This window comes from Mesorhizobium sp. WSM3859 (assembly GCF_002295065.1).
In the GTDB taxonomy this organism is placed as follows: domain Bacteria; phylum Pseudomonadota; class Alphaproteobacteria; order Rhizobiales; family Rhizobiaceae; genus Mesorhizobium.
In genome coordinates this window covers 49,549-65,555 of record NZ_NSGG01000020.1, presented here as the reverse complement: position 1 = coordinate 65,555, position 16,007 = coordinate 49,549, and the positions used below count along the sequence as shown (strand labels likewise).

Below are 16,007 nucleotides of genomic sequence, written 5' to 3'. Positions count from 1 at the left end.
GCCATTCTATCGCCGAGGCGATCCGGCGGCGCAGGATTGCCGGGGCAGAACAGCCGCTGTGAAAGCGAAGACCGGATTTGAGGCCCGGCCTGCTTGTCCAAACGCGCCAGCCTATCTGGCAGACGAGATCTCGATTACAATCGGATGATCGGTGAGCAAAAGGTCGAGCGAGGTAGTGTTCTTCACTGTCCGGACGGGATCGATGCCGACAGTCGGATCATAGATGCTTATGGAAGTCGCCGTGGCGCCAAGGCGCACGGTCACTTGGTCCTGGTCGTTCAACCGTTCGTCCCAGACGACCAGTTGGAACGTCCTGTCACTGTGCCGCAGGAGAAGATCATGGACCGTCGGAGGCTGGTCCGCGATCGTGTAGTCCAACGTGCCGGACGTAGCGACCGTACCCTCGTCAGCCAGAATAGTCGTAACGTTGTGAAGGTAGGTCGCGGCCTTGCGGGGTGAATAATCGGGCCTGAAGAAACCGAACGACTGGTTGCCAGCCTCATCGGTGCGGTCCCTCAGCAGATAGACCGAAGTGTAGGCGTAACCGCGCTTGAACTGCGCGAAATACAAATTCAACAAATTCAAACCTTGCAACTCTTCGGTGACCGGGCCCTGGATATTGGTTCCCGTCTCGGTCGTGACACGCGGTAGTGTTTCAAGTTGTTCCGGGGTGTAGCCCCGGAACCATTTCGACCATGTCAGACCGAAGTTTCCAAATAGTCCGTCGACCCGCGAAGCATAGGTCGGGTCGGCAGCGTCCCACGCTTTGTTGTCTCCTGGATAGGGCGAATGCGGGTGATAGAGGTAGTTGTGTACATTCGCGTCGTCCGCATATCTGGTGCCGTCCGGCATCAGGGTTTCAGCGCCCTCAGGAATTGCAAGAAACTGAAGGCCAACGTTGTCATTTTGCGCTCCCGGTTCCGAAATCGACCACACGGGGTATTTCGCCAGCGCCGGATCCGTCTTGACCGCGTGGTACAGGTCTCGCTGCAGTTTCGCGACCGCCCTCCACGAGTACCCGCGCCCGCCGCCTTTCTCGCCTTGATACTCAACAGGCCAGTTGTTTGGCTCGTTGTTGCCCTCAAAGGCCAGCAGCGCGTCGGCTTGCGCCAATACCTTGCCGGTTTCTATCAATTTATTCAGGTCAGACCCACCGCTCACCAGTCCCCAACTCAGCCGGGCACCGGTTTGCCGATGCAGTTCCAGAAAGGTCTGCATGGTCGTGGGGCCGTTGTCAGTTAACCCCTCTATTCCCGCCCTCACCCACCGGAAGCCGCAATAGCGGACCATTTCGACGGTCTTGGCCAAAGGCTGGCCTCGGTCCGGAAATGTGCTGACGACGCCGATGCTGTTCAGAAAATCCGCAGTCGGAACGGCGGCTCTTGGCTCGGCACGCGAATCCTGAGACCAAAGAGCCAACATCACGGCGATCGCGAGGCACTGGTGTCGGGCGCTCACGAAAGGGTTTCCTTCCAGTCTGCGGGGAACATGGCTCGGCCTCGGGTTGTTCTCGTCTCGCTGGTCTGAGCCATACATGCCCACCATAGCAAACTAATGCATGTCGCCCAGAAGTGTGCGCGGTTCTGGGACAACGACATGCATCAAAACAAAGACTTAAAGTGCGTCGCCTGAATCCGGTTCAGCGCGACGCGCTTTAAGCCTTGCTTGCCGTGACACCCAATCCGTTTCACATCCTTCCGGAATTGCTTTCAAAAGCAAAAGGCCGGGCTTGCGGCCCGGCCTTCGGATCCAGACTCGGTCTCTGCCTACTTGCACTTGGCGATCGAGGACAGCGCGGCCGAAATCCCCTTCAGCGAGAAGACGTAGGAGGTGGGATTGCCGCGGCCCGACTTCGCCTGCACCTTCATGTCGGTGCCGGTCTTCATGGCGGCGATCAGCACCGGCTCCTCGGCGGCGTTCTCGACCCAGGCCGACTTGCCGCGGGTGAACATCGAGAAGCTCTTCTTGTCGATGGTGACGGTGGCTTTCGAGCCTTCCTGGAAATTGTAGCCGGCGATGAACTGCGGCTCGTAGGAAACCTGCTGTCCTGGACGCTGGCTGACGAAGAAGAACATGTCGCCATGGTCGAGCGACGGCGGCTGCTTGTCGGTCGGCACGGTCAGCACATAGCAGACCTTGCCGGCCTGCGACTGATAGCTGTAGGTGCCCCAGGCGTTGTGCTGGCCGATCTTGGTCGCCTGCTGCGCCAGCGCCGGCGCCGCGAAGGCGGCCGCCAGGACCAGGCTGGAAATTGTAGCAATCAATCCGCGCATCGTTCTTTCCGTATTCCAAATGGTGCGGAGGCGGGCCGCTTGGGCGTCCTGCCGTCGCTTCATTTTGATTTAATCAGGGTTACCAAACGGTGAATTGTCCTCGAAGAAAAGGAGCTCACCCCAGGAAACCGCCACTTTCGCGCTGCCGCCTGTGGTTGTCAGCGCGTTGTCCCGGCGCGGAGTTGGATGCCACGAAAACGGCAAGAGTTTGTCTTTTCGCACGCGCTGATTTGCGGTCGTGAAGCGGATCGGGATCAGCTCCGGTCAGCCAGCGCGTCCCTGGCGGCCTGCCTGTGGGCAGGCGTGATATGGGCGCTGACGGCGGCGATCGCCGCGGTCAGCACGGCGAGGTCGTCGGTGTAGCCGAGGCCGACGACGAAATCGGGAATGAAATCGAACGGCAGGACGAAATAGCCGAGCGCCCCAAGCAGGGTGGCCTTGGCGCGTAGCGGCGTGTCCTTGTCCATGGCGCAGTAATAGGCGGCGACCACTTCGTCCATGAACGGGATCTGCCGCGCCGCTTTCTTGGCGGTGCGCCAGAACTTCTCGCGGACCTCGCCTTCACCGGCAAGCTTGTCGCCGAAGCCGAAGAAATCGAAACCGGAACCTTGCGTCATCCATCGCTCCTTGGCGGCCGGGCGCATGGTTGCGTGCCGGCCCGCCGGCGGAAGATGTGGTGAAAGCGGCGGGCTGCTGCAAGAGTTCGTGGCGTCTGAACGCAGAAATCCGAGATGCTGGCGGGACAGCACCCCCCTCTGGCCTGCCGGCCATCTCCCCCGCAAGGGGGGAGATTGGCAGCTTCGTCGTCGGCGCTCTTCCTACAACGTCGACGATTGGCGAAAGCGGCGGTGACATCTGATCTCCCCCCTTGCGGGGGAGATGTCCGGCAGGACAGAGGGGGGTGTGAAGGAACGCGGCGTATCCTTGCTGTTCATTCCATCCTAACGGCCCTTCGCTCCTGCACTGAGCCACTGTTTCGCGAACCTACCCGAAATACCGGTTCATCCGTTTCGCCAACTCGATGTCGAGCGCCGTCACGCCGCCGGCGTCATGGGTGTTCAGCGCCACGTCGACAGTCTTGTAGACATTCGACCAATCCGGATGATGGTCCATCTTCTCGGCCGCCAGCGCCACGCGGGTCATGAAGGCGAAGGCCTCGGAAAAATTCTTGAAGACGAAGCTGCGCTTGATCGAGGCGCCGTCGGCGGCGAGCGACCAGCCGTCAAGCTCGGCCAGAGCGGCGGCGATCGCGTCCTTGCTGAGTTTTTCTCTCGTCATGATGATTTCCCGTGCTATCTCGAATTTGGTCCTCACCATAATGCAAGTCGCCCAAAGCTGCTTTGCGTTTTGGGCTTCCAAATGCACAAACGGCGCATATCGCATGAGCATAAAGCCCATAAATTCCGTTCTGTTCGTCTGCCTCGGCAATATCTGCCGCTCGCCGCTGGCGGAAGGCGTGTTTCGCATCGTCTGGGCCGAGCGTGGCCGGGGCCGCGATATGCTGCTCGATTCAGCCGGGACCGGCGGCTGGCATGCCGGTCAGGAGCCGGACCGGCGCTCGATCGCGGTGGCAGCAAGGCATGGCGACGACATTTCAGGGCAGAGGGCGCGCAAGGTGCTGCTGGAGGATTTTTCGCGCTTCGACCTGATCCTCGGCATGGACCGGGCCAATGTGCGCGACCTCAAGGCGCTGGCGCCGCAGGCCGCGCGCGACCGCATTCATCTCTATCTGGATTTCGCCACGGGAAAGGCCGCGGACGTGCCGGATCCCTATTATGACGACGCCGAGGCCTTCGCGTCGGTCTACCGCATGATCCGCGAGGCGTCGGAGGCGCTGGCGAAGCGGCTCGAGGCCAGCGTTTCGCCGACCAGCGGCCAGGCTTCCTCGACGATATAGGGGCCGCCGCCGACCGAATCGCGCGACGACATCAGGACGAAGCGGCCGACACGGAAGGGAAGTGCCGCGAAATTGCCGCGCGCCGAGAGATATTGCGCGACATCGAGCGGGCTTGCGTTGCGCAGGCGCGCCAGCGTCACATGCGGCGAGAATTTGCGCGGGTCGGCCGGCAGGCCGAGCCGCTGGCAGATGCGGTCGATTTCGCCCTGCAGCGCCGTCAGGTCCGGCGAGGCGGACACGCCGGCCCACACCGCATGCGGTTTCTTGCCGCCAAAGGCGCCGACGCCGGAGAGCGTCATCTGGAAAGACGGGCGGTGAACCCTGTCGAGCGCGTTGGCGATCTCGTCGGCGACATGGCCCTCGACATCGCCGATGAAGCGCAGCGTCAGGTGGTAGTTTTCGACATCGATCCAGCGCGCCCCGGGCAGCCCGCCCCGGAGCAAGGACAAGGAGAGAGCGGCATCACGCGGAATTTCGAGGGCGGTGAAAAGACGTGGCATGTGAAGCCTCCTGTCCTCGAATCGAAACTCTCAGCCCTAGCGAATCATCGATGCAGGCGCGGGGCAAGCGGTTTGTTGTCCACAAAGTTTCCCCGGCGGAAAGCGTGGCTTTTCGGTCTCACGAGGCACCGCCATTCGCGGCAATCGCCTTCTCGACCACGGGGAGGATGCGCTCGACCATGACGTCGACCCCCTTGGGATTGGGATGCAGGCCGTCTTCCAACTGCAGGTCGGGGTGGCCGGCGACGCCGTCGAGGAAGAACGGATAGAGCGGAACGCCGTATTTTTCGGCGAGCCGCGGATAAATGGCGTCGAACGTCTTCTGGTAGTCGGCGCCGAGATTGGGCGCGGCGCGCATGCCGGCCAGAAGCACCGGGATCTTGCGCTCTTTCAGCTTGCCCAGCATGGCGTCGAGGTTCTTCTCAGCGATGTCGGGTGAAAGGCCGCGCAGCATGTCATTGGCGCCGAGTTCGAGGATAACCAGCCTTGTGCCGCCCGGCACCGACCAGTCGAGCCGCGCCAGCCCGCCGCTCGAGGTGTCGCCCGACACACCCGCATTGGCGACGGTGACGTCAAGGCCCTTCGCCTTCAGCGCCGCCTGCAGCCTGTCGGTGAAACCCTGGCCAGGGCCAAGGCCGAAGCCCGCCATCAGGCTGTCGCCGAAGCCGACGATGGTGAAGGTGGCGGCGCGCGCCGACGAAATGGCGCCGCAAAGGCCAAGGAAAAGTATGAGGGCTGCGAAAACAACGGGGGCTGCGGCAAAACGATGTTTGAATGCCATGCGGCGAGCCCCATATGACCGGAACAACCCAAGGAAGGAGACACGGGCCGCCTCCTTTTTTCACATATAGGGCGCTTTTATTGTGACAGAAGCCGTCATCGCGCTGAGGGACGTATCGCTGACGCTCGGCGAGGGCGCGTCCTCCGTCCATGTGCTGAAGGGCGTGAGCCTCGACGTGGCGGCCGGGCAAGCCACAGGCATTGTCGGTCCGTCGGGCTCCGGCAAGTCCACCCTGCTCATGGTTTTGGCCGGCCTGGAACGGGTCGATTCGGGCACGGTCCGGATCGCCGGCGAGCTGATCAACGGGAAAAGCGAAGACCAGATTGCGTCGTTTCGGGGGCGAAACATCGGCATCGTGTTCCAGTCCTTCCATCTTATCCCCAACATGACGGCGCTGGAGAATGTCGCGGTGCCGCTTGAGCTTGCCGGCCATGCCGATCCGTTCGGCGTCGCCGCGCGCGAGCTCGCGGCGGTTGGCCTGAGCGACCGTGTGACGCACTATCCGGGCGAGCTTTCCGGCGGCGAGCAGCAGCGCGTGGCGACCGCCCGGGCGCTGGCGCCGTCGCCGCGCATCCTTATCGCCGACGAGCCGACCGGCAATCTCGACCAGGCGACGGGCAGGCAGATCGCCGATCTTCTCTTCGCCAAGGCGGCGGAGCGCGGCATGACGCTGGTGCTGGTGACGCACGATCCGGAGCTCGCCGTGCGCTGCGCGCGCCAGGTGTCGATGCGCTCGGGGCGGATCGAGGATGCCGCCCACCTCAAAGTGACGGCCTAATCGCATGGCGGAGACCCCCTCATCCGGCCCTTCGGGCCACCTTCTCCCCGAGGGGAGAAGAGATCGCCGAGGCCGGCACCTTTCTCTTCTCCCCACCGGGGAGAAGGTGGCCGCGCAGCGGCCGGATGAGGGGGCCTGGCTCCGCACATTGAAGCTCGCCATCCGCTTCTCGCTGCGCGAGATGCGCGGCGGCCTGTCCGGCTTCATGGTCTTCCTGGCTTGCATCGCGCTCGGCGTCGCGGCGATCGGCGGCGTCAATTCGGTGGCGCAGGCGATCAGCGCCGGCGTCGCCAACCAGGGCCAGACGCTGCTTGGCGGCGATCTGCGCTTCCAGGTCAACCAGCGCAACGCGTCCGATGCCGAGCTTGGTTTCATGAAAAGCCTCGGCACGGTGTCGCTCAATTCCGGCATGCGCTCGATGGCGCGGCTGGAGGACGGCTCCGACCAGGCGCTGGTCGAGGCCAAGGCCGTCGACGATGCCTATCCGCTCTATGGCGCGCTGGAAACGAATCCGGCGCTGCCGAAGGAGCAATTGTTCGGCGAAAGGTCCGGCGTTTTCGGCGCCGCCGCGCCAGACCTGCTGTTCGAGCGGCTCAATGTCCGTATCGGCGACCGGCTGAAGCTCGGCAGCGCCGTTTTCGAGTTGCGCGCCAGGCTGGTCAGCGAGCCGGATGCGGTATCGGACGGTTTCGGCTTCGCGCCGCGGCTGATGATCTCCAGCCAGGGCCTCGCCGCTTCCGGCCTGGTGCAGCCGGGCAGCCTGGTCGAAAACGCCTATAAGGTGAGGCTGCCGGAGGGGACTTCCGAGACGCGGATCAAGGATATCCAGGCGCAAGCCGCGAGGGATTTCCCGCAGGCCGGCTGGTCGATCCGCACGCGCAGCAATGCCGCCCCCGCGCTGTCCGCCAATATCGAGCGCTTCTCGCAGTTCCTGATCCTGGTCGGGCTGACGGCGCTGGTGGTCGGTGGCGTCGGCGTGGCGAACGCCGTGCGCGCCTATCTCGACGGCAAGCGCGGCGTGATCGCCACCTTCAAGAGCCTCGGCGCCTCGGGTGGCTTCGTCTTCACCGTCTATCTCGTGCAGATCCTGCTGATCGCAGGTCTCGGCATCGTGCTTGGGCTCATCCTTGCCGCCGCGATGCCGTTCGTGGCGAGCGCCCTTCTGCAATCCGTCATCCCAGTGCCGGCGCAAGGCGGCTTTTATCCTGGCGCGCTCGCCATGGCCGCGTTGTTCGGCCTGCTGGTGACATTGGCTTTCGCGCTTCTGCCGCTCGGCCGCGCCCGCGATGTGCCGGCGACCGCGCTGTTCCGCGAGATGGGCTTCGAGAGCCGCGGCCTGCCGCGTTGGCCCTATGCCGGCGCCGCGTTGGCGATCGTCATCGCGCTGGCGGCGCTGGCGATCCTCTCGGCCAACGACTATCGCATCGCCTCGATCTTCGTCGGCGCCACGGTCTTTGCCTTCCTGGTGTTGCGGCTGGTGGCGGCGCTGGTGCAGTGGATCGCAAAGAGGAGCCCGCGCGTGCGCTCGGTCTCATTGAGGCTGGCGCTCGGCAACATCCATCGGCCCGGCGCGCTGACGCCTTCGGTGGTGCTGTCGCTCGGGCTCGGGCTGACGCTGCTGGTGACGCTGGCGCTGATCGACGGGAATCTCAGGCGGCAGATCTCCGGCAGCCTGCCGGAGCGGGCGCCGAACTTCTTCTTCGTCGACATCCAGAGCAGCGACGTCGATGCCTTCGCCAGCCTTGTCGGCAAGGAGTCGCCTCGTGGAACGCTGGTCAAGGTGCCGATGCTGCGCGGCCGCATCATGGCGCTCAATGGCGTCGACGTCGACAAGGTGAAGATCCCGGCCGACGGCGCCTGGGTGCTGCGCGGCGACCGTGGCCTGACCTATGACGCGAAGCAGCCGGAAAACGCGACACTGACCGAAGGCGCGTGGTGGCCGCAGGACTATTCCGGTGAGCCGCTGGTGTCGTTCTCGGCCGAGGAAGGCAAGGCGATCGGGCTGAAGCTCGGCGACAGCGTCACCGTCAATGTGCTGGGACGCAACGTCACGGCGAAGATCGCCAATTTCCGCCAGGTAGAGTGGGAGACGATGGGCATCAACTTCGTCATGGTGTTCTCGCCCAACAGCTTTGCCGGAGCGCCGCATGGCTGGCTGGCGACGCTCACCGACAAACAAGCCACCGCGGCCGACGACGCGCGGCTGCTCAACGCCGTCACCCGCGCCTTCCCGGCGGTGACGACGGTGCGCGTCAAGGACGCGCTCGACATCGTCAACCGGCTGATCGCGCAACTTGGCACGGCGATCCGCACTGCTGCCGGCGTCGCGCTGATCGCCTCGGTGCTGGTGCTGTCCGGCGCCTTGGCCGCCGGCAACCGGGCGCGCATCCACGACGCCGTGGTGCTGAAGACGCTCGGCGCCACGCGCCGGACGCTGATTGCCGCCTTCTCGCTGGAATATGTGCTGATCGGTCTCGCGACGGCGCTGTTCGCGCTGGCCGCCGGCGGCATCGCCGCCTGGTTCGTGGTCGCGCATATCATGACGCTGCCGTCGCACTTCATGCCGGAGGTCGCGGTGGCGACGATCCTGGTTTCGCTGACGGTCACCGTCGGCATCGGCCTTGCCGGCACCTGGCGGGTGCTCGGCCACAAGGCGGCGCCGGTGCTGCGCAATCTCTGACCGAGCGCGGCTCCAAGTGCCTGCTCGGTTAAATCTTTGTAAGAATGCCCCGCGGAAGGCCCGAAAACCGGCCTTTTGCACTCTCACAAAGCGTTACGGCCCGTTACCGTCTTGTTCTTGACGTCAAGAACGCTCATATTTTGCGCAGGCATGCTGGAGCCCCGCCAGCGGCGCCTGGTCTCAAAAGACCTGTCACCGGACGGGGCAGAAGCAACAGAGGATTTCCAATGGCTGATCCCATTCGCAACTACCAGACGTCCGCCGCCCCCGGCGCGCGCGTCGATATCGATCAGGGCCTGCGCGCCTATATGATCAAAGTCTATAACCTCATGGGGCTTGGCCTTTTAATCACCGGCCTTGCCGCCTGGGGCGCCTTCCATCTCGCCGTGACGGGCGACGGCCAGCTGACCGGGTTCGGCCAGCTCATCTATGTAAGCGCGTTCCGCTGGGTCGTCATCCTGGCGCCGCTCGCCGCGGTGATGTTCCTGTCGTTCCGCATCCAGTCGATGAGCGTGGCGGCGGCGCAGACCACGTTCTGGGTCTATGCCGGCCTTGTCGGCCTGTCGCTGTCGACGATCTTCCTCGTCTACACCGGCACCAGCATCACCCAGACCTTCTTCGCCACGGCCGCGGCCTTTGGCGGTCTGTCGCTCTATGGCTATACGACAAGGCGCGACCTGTCGGCGTTCGGCTCGTTCCTGATCATGGGCGTGATCGGCCTGCTGATCGCGATGCTGATCAATATCTTCCTGCAGTCGTCGGCGCTCGCCTTCGCGATCTCGGCGATCGGCGTGCTGGTGTTCGCCGGCCTCACCGCCTACGACACGCAGAAGATCAAGGAGATGTATTTCGAGGGTGACGTCGCCGACGTCGCCGGCCGCAAGGCGATCATGGGCGCGCTGCGCCTCTATCTCGACTTCATCAACCTGTTCATGTTCCTGCTGCAGTTCATGGGCGACCGCCGCTAAGGGCGGTTCCCGGTCTCACTGGACCATAGAGTTGCAAAAGGGCGGCCCAACGACCGCCCTTTCCTTTTGCGCATGCCTCTGCTGTTATCGAGGCAGGAAAATAAACTGCATAGATTATGAGCAATATCGCGATCAGAGCCGCCACCGCGGCCGACCTGGACCGAACCACCGAAATCTATGCCGATGCGGTCGTCCATGGCACGGCGAGCTACGAGCTGGAGCCGCCCAGCCGCGCTGAAATGGACGATCGATTCGACAATCTGACGGCTGGCGGCTTTCCCTATCTCGTGGCGGAAAAGGACGGCGTCGTGCTCGGCTATGCCTATGCCGGACCGTTCCGGCCGCGCCCCGCCTACCGATTCGTCATCGAGGATTCGGTCTATGTCGCGCCCGAAGCCAAGGGGCAGGGCGTGGGCTCGCTGCTGATGCGGGCGCTGATCGAAACGGCGCGCAGGGCGGGCTTCCGCCAGATCATCGCGGTGATCGGCGACGGCCATGCCGACAGCGCTTCGGTGCGGCTGCACGAGAAGCTCGGCTTCCGTCATTCCGGGCGCCTGGAGGGATCAGGCTACAAGCACGGGCGCTGGCTGGACACGGTGTTCATGCAACTGTCGCTGAACGGCGGCGCGTCGCTACCGCCGGATCCTGATTCGCTGCCGGAGCGGAGGTTCCGTGAGGGGTTCAAGAGGAATTGAAGAATTGAGGAATTGAAGAAAAGAAAGATCATTTTATCAGGCGCGTAGCGCCTCTTTTCCTCAATTCTTCAGTTCTTCAATTCTCCAGTTCCTCTTCAGGCCTCAACCACCTTCAACTTTGCGTCGAAGACCCCAAGCACGCGGCCAAGTTCCTGGCCGCGCTTCAGGATGCGGCCGCCTGCCGCGATGACGGCGAATGCGCCTTGTCGGCGCGCCAGCTTGGGGTCCTTGACGATCTGGAACAGCGGCACTTCGCTCGCCCGGCGAAAGACGGAAAAGACAGCGCGATCAGTGAGATGGTCGATGGCATAGTCGCGCCATTCATTGGCCGCCACCATGCGCCCGTAAAGCCTCAGGATCTGGTCGAGCTCGCGCCGGTCGAATCGCACCGGCTGGTCGAGGCGTGCGCTGCGCGCCTCGTGCAACGGGATCAATATTCCGGATGCTTCCCCATCCTCCGTCCCGCTGCTGTGATCGGTCATGCCTCGATCCTTCGATTGAATCATGCGCCGGCCAAGGTTCGCGCTTTCAGGATCGAATTGCAAGGGCCAGCCAGGCATGCGCACGGTCGTGCGGTTTCCCAATCGTCCAGTCACGTTTGCGAAACACGTGTTGGAATTGGTGATCCTCTGCCACAATCTCGCCACAAATAATCCGCGCTCATGCCCCAATGTCCGACGAGTTTACCGGCGTTGCCTGAGACGGTTCGGTCCGGCACCGGCTCGTAAACCCCAAGCCCCCCGCCCACGGGTCAGCGTCGGATCGAACCAACCTCGGTTTTTCCTTGGAAAAATCAGGTGCGACGATCCCAAAACCTGAATGACCGGCGTCAGAAGCAAGCTGACGCCGGTTTTTTATGGGCTGGCGGGGCTCTCCCTTCTCCCCTTGTGGGAGAAGGTGGATCGGCGCGTAGCGCCGAGACGGATGAGGGGTGTTCCAGCGGAGTGAGAGGTCGGCGAATTCTGACCGGATAAGCGGCACCGCCAAGCTGGAGCACCCCTCATCCGTCGCCTTCGGCGACACCTTCTCCCACAAGGGGAGAAGGGAAAAAGCTAAAGCCGATCCGGCTTGTGGATGAAGGCGGCGCCGAGGATCGGGCCGGGCATGCCGTCCTTGCCGACCGACTGCAGCAGCACCGCGCAGCCGCCCTTCTTGGCGATCTCGGTCATCGGCAATTCGTAACGCTGCGCCTTGCCGTGCCACATGCCGGCGGTCTGGATGTCGGAAACGGCGTTCCAGTAGGTCAGGCTGCGGCCGCTGTTCTCACCCTGGCCGATCTTTACCATCTGCGGCGGATCGAAATAGACGATCACCACATGGGCGTCCGCCGGGCCGCTGCCGGCATCGCCGGCGTCTATCATGACGCGGTCGCTGGTGCGGCTCACCTTGATGGCGACCCGCATGCCGTCGCCGGTCCTGTCCATGCGCGCCAAGGCGCCGTCGACATCCTTGCGGCTGGCGCCGTTGACATGGCTGCGGCCGTTGATGACGGCCTGCGGCGTGTAGACCGAGCGGCTGCCGAAGGCGCGCATGTAATCGTACTGACGCTCGGTGTTCTCCTTGGTGCTCAGCGTGTCCTGCCAGCCGAGATAGTCCCAGTAATTGACATGGTAGGCGAGCGCGATGATGTTGTCCTTGCCGGCGAGCTCGGCGAAGAACTCGTCGGCCGGCGGACAGGAACTGCAGCCCTGGCTGGTGAACAATTCGACCACGCCCAAGGGTCTGTCGGTTTGGGGCTTGCCGATTTGAGGCTTGTCGGTCGCGGCCTTCTCAGACTCGGCTGCCAGGGCCACGCCGCCCAACGCCGTAAGGGCCAGCGCCACTGCCGCAAGCCGCAATCGTCCTCGAAATGCCATGCCTTTTCCAATTCCCGCCGGTGACGCCGGCCTTTTCTGATTGCTAAAATATGTGGCAGAAGCGCCAGTCAACGGGAAGTCACGTTGCGGTGAAATTTTGCTGTTGCAACCGCAGGTAAGGGGCCAATAGGGGAAGCCCTTGCATTTCAGGGCGCGGTTCGATTCGGGAGCAGCATCCTCATCATGTAGGAAGCTCTCCTGACCCCTGTCGATATCTATTGCGAACGCACCGGTCAGGGACTTCGGGCGGAGCCAGCTAATGCTTGACCAACCTGGCTTTCATTGCCGCGGGACTGTGGGGCGTCCGGCAAGTGCGGCGGTACAGAACCGGCACCTTCGCCGAGGTGATGGCCTTGTGGGTGGTGGTGATCGGAATCGGCTCGACCTCGTTCCATACCTTCGCCAGCAAAGGCACGATCTGGGCCGACATCCTGCCGATCGCCGGCTTCACGCTGGCCTACACGCTGTTCAACCTGCGCCGTTTCCTCGGCATGTCATGGAGCAAGGCGATCCTCATCTTCGTCGCCTTCTATGTCGTGGCCGGGCTGATCACCTTTGCCGTGCCGGACTGGCTGCGCATCGCCTCCAACGGCACCACCAGCTATCTGCCGCCCTTCCTGGCGCTCGTCTTTTTCGGGGCGTGGGAGGCGGCCATCGGCAACCGGGCCAGCTGGTACAATCTGGCGGGATCGGCGTAGTGAGTAGTGAGTAGTGAGTAGCGAGTAGCGAGTAGCGAGTAGTGCTTGTTCCCCTACTCACTAATTCACTACTCACTACTCGCTATTTTTCACTACTCACTACTCGCTATTTTACGCTGCCAAATCCCGCAGCACGTACTGCAAGATGCCGCCGTTCTTGAAGTAGTCGAGCTCATCCAGCGTATCGATGCGGCAGATGATCGGCACATTCTTCACCGTGCCGTCGCCATAGGTCACCTTGGCGACCATCTTCTGGCGCGGCTTGATCGCGTCCAGCCCGTCGATCTCGACCAGCTCGTCGCCCTTGAGGTTCAGCGAGGCCCATGAGGTGCCTTCCTCGAAGACGAAGGGGATGACGCCCATGCCGACCAGGTTGGAGCGGTGGATGCGCTCGAACGATTGGGCGATGACTGCGCGGACACCAAGGAGATTCGTTCCCTTGGCCGCCCAGTCGCGCGAGGAGCCGTTGCCGTATTCGACGCCGGCGAAGATCACCAGCGGCACGCCGTCCTTCTTATACTCCATCGCGGCGTCGTAGATCGACATCTCCTCCTTCGAGGGATAGTGGATCGTGTAGCCGCCCTCGCGGCCGTTCTCGCCCAGCATGTGGTTGCGGATGCGGATGTTGGCGAAGGTGCCGCGCATCATCACCTCATGGTTGCCGCGCCGCGTGCCGTACTGGTTGAAGTCGGCGACGCCGACGCCATGCTCGGTGAGGTACTTGCCGGCCGGCGAGGCGGCCTTGATCGAACCCGCCGGGGAAATGTGGTCGGTGGTGATCTTGTCGCCGAAGAGGCCGAGCACGCGCGCGCCCTTGATGTCGCCCACCTTGCCGAAGGCGCGGCCCATGCCGGCGAAATAGGGCGGGTTCTGCACATAGGTCGAGTGGTCGTCCCAGGCATAGGTCTGGCCTTCCGGCGCCTTGACCTTCTGCCAGTAGGCGTCGCCCTTGAAGACGTCGGCATATTTGCGGGCAAAGAGCTCGCGCGTGACATTCTTCTCGATGAAATCCTGGATCTCGGCCGAAGTCGGCCAGATGTCCTTGAGATAGACCGGCTTGCCGTCGCTGCCCTCGCCGAGCGGCTCGGTGGCGAGATCCTTGGTCACCGTGCCGGCCAGCGCATGCGCCACCACCAGCGGCGGCGAGGCGAGGTAGTTGGCCTGCACGTCCGGCGAGACGCGGCCTTCGAAGTTGCGGTTGCCGGACAAGACCGCGGCGGCGATCAGGCCCTTATCGTTGATGGTCTTGGAGATCGGCGCCGGCAGCGGGCCGGAATTGCCGATGCAGGTGGTGCAGCCGAAGCCGACCAGATTGAAGCCGATCTGGTCGAGTTCCTTCTGCAGGCCGGACTTTTCCAGATACTCGGCCACCACCTGGCTGCCTGGGGCGAGCGAGGTTTTCACCCACGGCTTCTGCTTCAGGCCGACGCGGTTGGCGTTACGAGCAAGCAAGCCGGCGCCGATCAGCACGCTCGGGTTCGATGTGTTGGTGCACGACGTGATGGCGGCGATGACGACGTCGCCATGGCCAAGATCATGGCCGGTGCCTTCGACGGCATAGCGCTTCGAGATCTCGGCGGCCTTCTTGTATTCGGTCTCCATCGCCTTGGCGAAGCCGGCCGGAACGTCCTGCAGGGCGACGCGGCCTTCGGGGCGCTTCGGCCCGGCCATCGACGGCACGACGTCGCCGAGGTCGAGCTCGAGCAGGTCGGTGAAGACCGGATCGGCCGAGCCGGCGTCACGCCACATGCCTTGCGCCTTGGAATAGGCCTCGACCAGAGCGATGCGGCCTTCCTCGCGGCCGGACATGGTGAGATAGCGGATGGTTTCCGAGTCAACGGGGAAGAAGCCGCAGGTCGCGCCATATTCCGGCGCCATGTTGCCGATGGTGGCGCGGTCGGCCAGCGTCATGTTGGAGAGGCCGGGGCCGAAGAACTCGACGAACTTGCCGACTACGCCCTTCTTGCGCAGCATCTGGGTGACGGTGAGCACGAGGTCGGTGGCGGTGACGCCTTCCTTGAGCTTGCCGGTGAGGCGGAAGCCGATGACCTCGGGCAGAAGCATGGAGACCGGCTGGCCAAGCATCGCGGCCTCGGCCTCGATGCCGCCGACGCCCCAGCCGAGCACGCCGAGGCCGTTGATCATGGTGGTGTGCGAATCGGTGCCGACGCAGGTGTCCGGATAGGCGACCGTTTCGCCGTCTTCCGAGTTGGTCCACACGACCTGTCCCAGATATTCGAGATTGACCTGGTGGCAGATGCCGGTGCCGGGCGGCACGACGCGGAAGTTGCGGAAGGCCTGCTGGCCCCATTTCAGGAACTTGTAACGCTCTTCGTTGCGCTCATATTCGAGCTCGACATTGCGGGCGAAGGCCATCGGCGTGCCGAACTCGTCGACGATGACGGAATGGTCGATGACGAGGTCGACCGGCACCAGCGGGTTGATCTTTTCAGGATCGCCGCCGAGCGCCTTGATGCCGTCGCGCATGGCGGCGAGGTCGACCACGGCCGGCACGCCGGTGAAGTCCTGCATCAGCACGCGGGCCGGGCGATAGGCGATCTCGACGCCGGCGGTGCCCTTGTCGGTCAGCCAGGCGGCGACCGCCTGGATCGATTCCTTGGTGACCGAGCGGCCATCCTCGTTGCGCAGGAGATTCTCCAGCAGCACCTTCATCGAATAGGGCAGCCGGGAAATGCCGGTGAGGCCGTTCTTCTCGGCCTCAACGAGGTCGAAATAAACATAGTCCGCGCCACCTGCGGTCAGGGTGCGGCGGCAATTGAAACTGTCGAGGGATTTCGTCACGGCGATCCGTCCTTGTCTGTTCAGCCTGAAAGGGAACGGACGCCGTTGGCATGCAATCACGCGCAAAGGTGCGGGTACG

The 16,007-nt window shown here is 63.5% G+C and carries 14 protein-coding genes and 1 pseudogene; 6 read left to right on the top strand and 9 right to left on the bottom strand.

Annotation, left to right across the window (positions count from 1 at the left end; translation table 11 throughout):
• Window positions 1–111: 111 nt before the first annotated feature.
• The 4 genes from CK230_RS29565 to CK230_RS29545 all read right to left on the bottom strand — a co-directional run bounded on the left by CK230_RS29565 (window position 112) and on the right by CK230_RS29545 (window position 3,551).
• Entirely contained in the window at window positions 112–1,458 is a 1,347-nt protein-coding gene (locus CK230_RS29565; RefSeq protein ID WP_176480273.1) for a glycosyl hydrolase, read from the bottom strand.
• 308 nt (window positions 1,459–1,766) lie between these two features.
• Window positions 1,767–2,273, bottom strand: coding sequence for an invasion associated locus B family protein (locus CK230_RS29560; protein WP_095820317.1), 507 nt, complete (start codon window positions 2,271–2,273; stop codon window positions 1,767–1,769).
• A 254-nt stretch (window positions 2,274–2,527) separates the two neighbouring features.
• A complete protein-coding gene (locus CK230_RS29555; RefSeq protein ID WP_095820316.1) occupies window positions 2,528–2,890 on the bottom strand; it encodes a YkvA family protein in 363 nt (120 codons plus the stop codon).
• A 367-nt stretch (window positions 2,891–3,257) separates the two neighbouring features.
• Complete coding sequence (locus CK230_RS29545; RefSeq protein ID WP_095820346.1) at window positions 3,258–3,551, bottom strand: 4a-hydroxytetrahydrobiopterin dehydratase; 294 nt, start codon at window positions 3,549–3,551, stop codon at window positions 3,258–3,260.
• Window positions 3,552–3,654: 103 nt separating this feature from the next.
• Here CK230_RS29545 and CK230_RS29540 point away from each other — a divergent pair, with 103 nt between their 5' ends.
• On the top strand, window positions 3,655–4,170 hold the full coding sequence (locus tag CK230_RS29540; RefSeq protein WP_095820345.1) for a low molecular weight protein-tyrosine-phosphatase: 516 nt from the start codon (window positions 3,655–3,657) through the stop codon (window positions 4,168–4,170).
• On the opposite strand, the gene thpR is transcribed toward CK230_RS29540, so the two are convergent.
• Together thpR and CK230_RS29530 are read right to left on the bottom strand one after the other, a co-directional pair.
• A complete protein-coding gene (thpR, locus tag CK230_RS29535; RefSeq protein WP_095820315.1) occupies window positions 4,077–4,670 on the bottom strand; it encodes an RNA 2',3'-cyclic phosphodiesterase in 594 nt (197 codons plus the stop codon). The genes CK230_RS29540 and thpR overlap by 94 nt on opposite strands.
• Window positions 4,671–4,788: 118 nt before the next feature.
• The gene (locus CK230_RS29530; protein WP_095820314.1) at window positions 4,789–5,451 is read right to left on the bottom strand and encodes an arylesterase; all 663 of its coding nucleotides are present in this window, start codon (window positions 5,449–5,451) and stop codon (window positions 4,789–4,791) included.
• An 82-nt stretch (window positions 5,452–5,533) separates the two neighbouring features.
• Here CK230_RS29530 and CK230_RS29525 point away from each other — a divergent pair, with 82 nt between their 5' ends.
• From CK230_RS29525 to CK230_RS29510, 4 genes are all read left to right on the top strand, one after another.
• Window positions 5,534–6,229, top strand: a complete 696-nt coding sequence (locus CK230_RS29525; RefSeq protein WP_095820313.1) for an ABC transporter ATP-binding protein — start codon at window positions 5,534–5,536, stop codon at window positions 6,227–6,229.
• Between the two features lie 181 nt (window positions 6,230–6,410).
• The gene (locus CK230_RS29520) at window positions 6,411–8,909 is read left to right on the top strand and encodes an ABC transporter permease (RefSeq protein WP_176480276.1); all 2,499 of its coding nucleotides are present in this window, start codon (window positions 6,411–6,413) and stop codon (window positions 8,907–8,909) included.
• Between the two features lie 227 nt (window positions 8,910–9,136).
• Window positions 9,137–9,877 carry a Bax inhibitor-1/YccA family protein gene (locus tag CK230_RS29515; protein ID WP_095820311.1) on the top strand — a complete coding sequence of 247 codons (741 nt, stop codon included), beginning with the start codon at window positions 9,137–9,139 and terminating at the stop codon, window positions 9,875–9,877.
• 116 nt (window positions 9,878–9,993) lie between these two features.
• Window positions 9,994–10,572, top strand: coding sequence for a GNAT family N-acetyltransferase (locus CK230_RS29510; protein WP_095820310.1), 579 nt, complete (start codon window positions 9,994–9,996; stop codon window positions 10,570–10,572).
• A 95-nt stretch (window positions 10,573–10,667) separates the two neighbouring features.
• On the opposite strand, the gene CK230_RS29505 is transcribed toward CK230_RS29510, so the two are convergent.
• Window positions 10,668–11,054 (bottom strand): DUF2794 domain-containing protein, encoded by a 387-nt coding sequence (locus tag CK230_RS29505; protein WP_095820344.1) that lies wholly within the window; start codon window positions 11,052–11,054, stop codon window positions 10,668–10,670.
• 570 nt (window positions 11,055–11,624) lie between these two features.
• On the bottom strand, window positions 11,625–12,428 hold the full coding sequence (locus CK230_RS29500; protein WP_095820309.1) for a thioredoxin family protein: 804 nt from the start codon (window positions 12,426–12,428) through the stop codon (window positions 11,625–11,627).
• Window positions 12,429–12,626: 198 nt separating this feature from the next.
• Between CK230_RS29500 and CK230_RS29495 the strand changes: the two are divergent.
• Window positions 12,627–13,123 (top strand): annotated as a pseudogene (locus CK230_RS29495) (ceramidase domain-containing protein); the annotation flags it as partial.
• A gap of 114 nt (window positions 13,124–13,237) precedes the next feature.
• Here CK230_RS29495 and acnA read toward each other — a convergent pair.
• On the bottom strand, window positions 13,238–15,928 hold the full coding sequence (gene acnA / locus CK230_RS29490) for an aconitate hydratase AcnA (protein ID WP_095820308.1): 2,691 nt from the start codon (window positions 15,926–15,928) through the stop codon (window positions 13,238–13,240).
• Window positions 15,929–16,007: the final 79 nt, after the last annotated feature.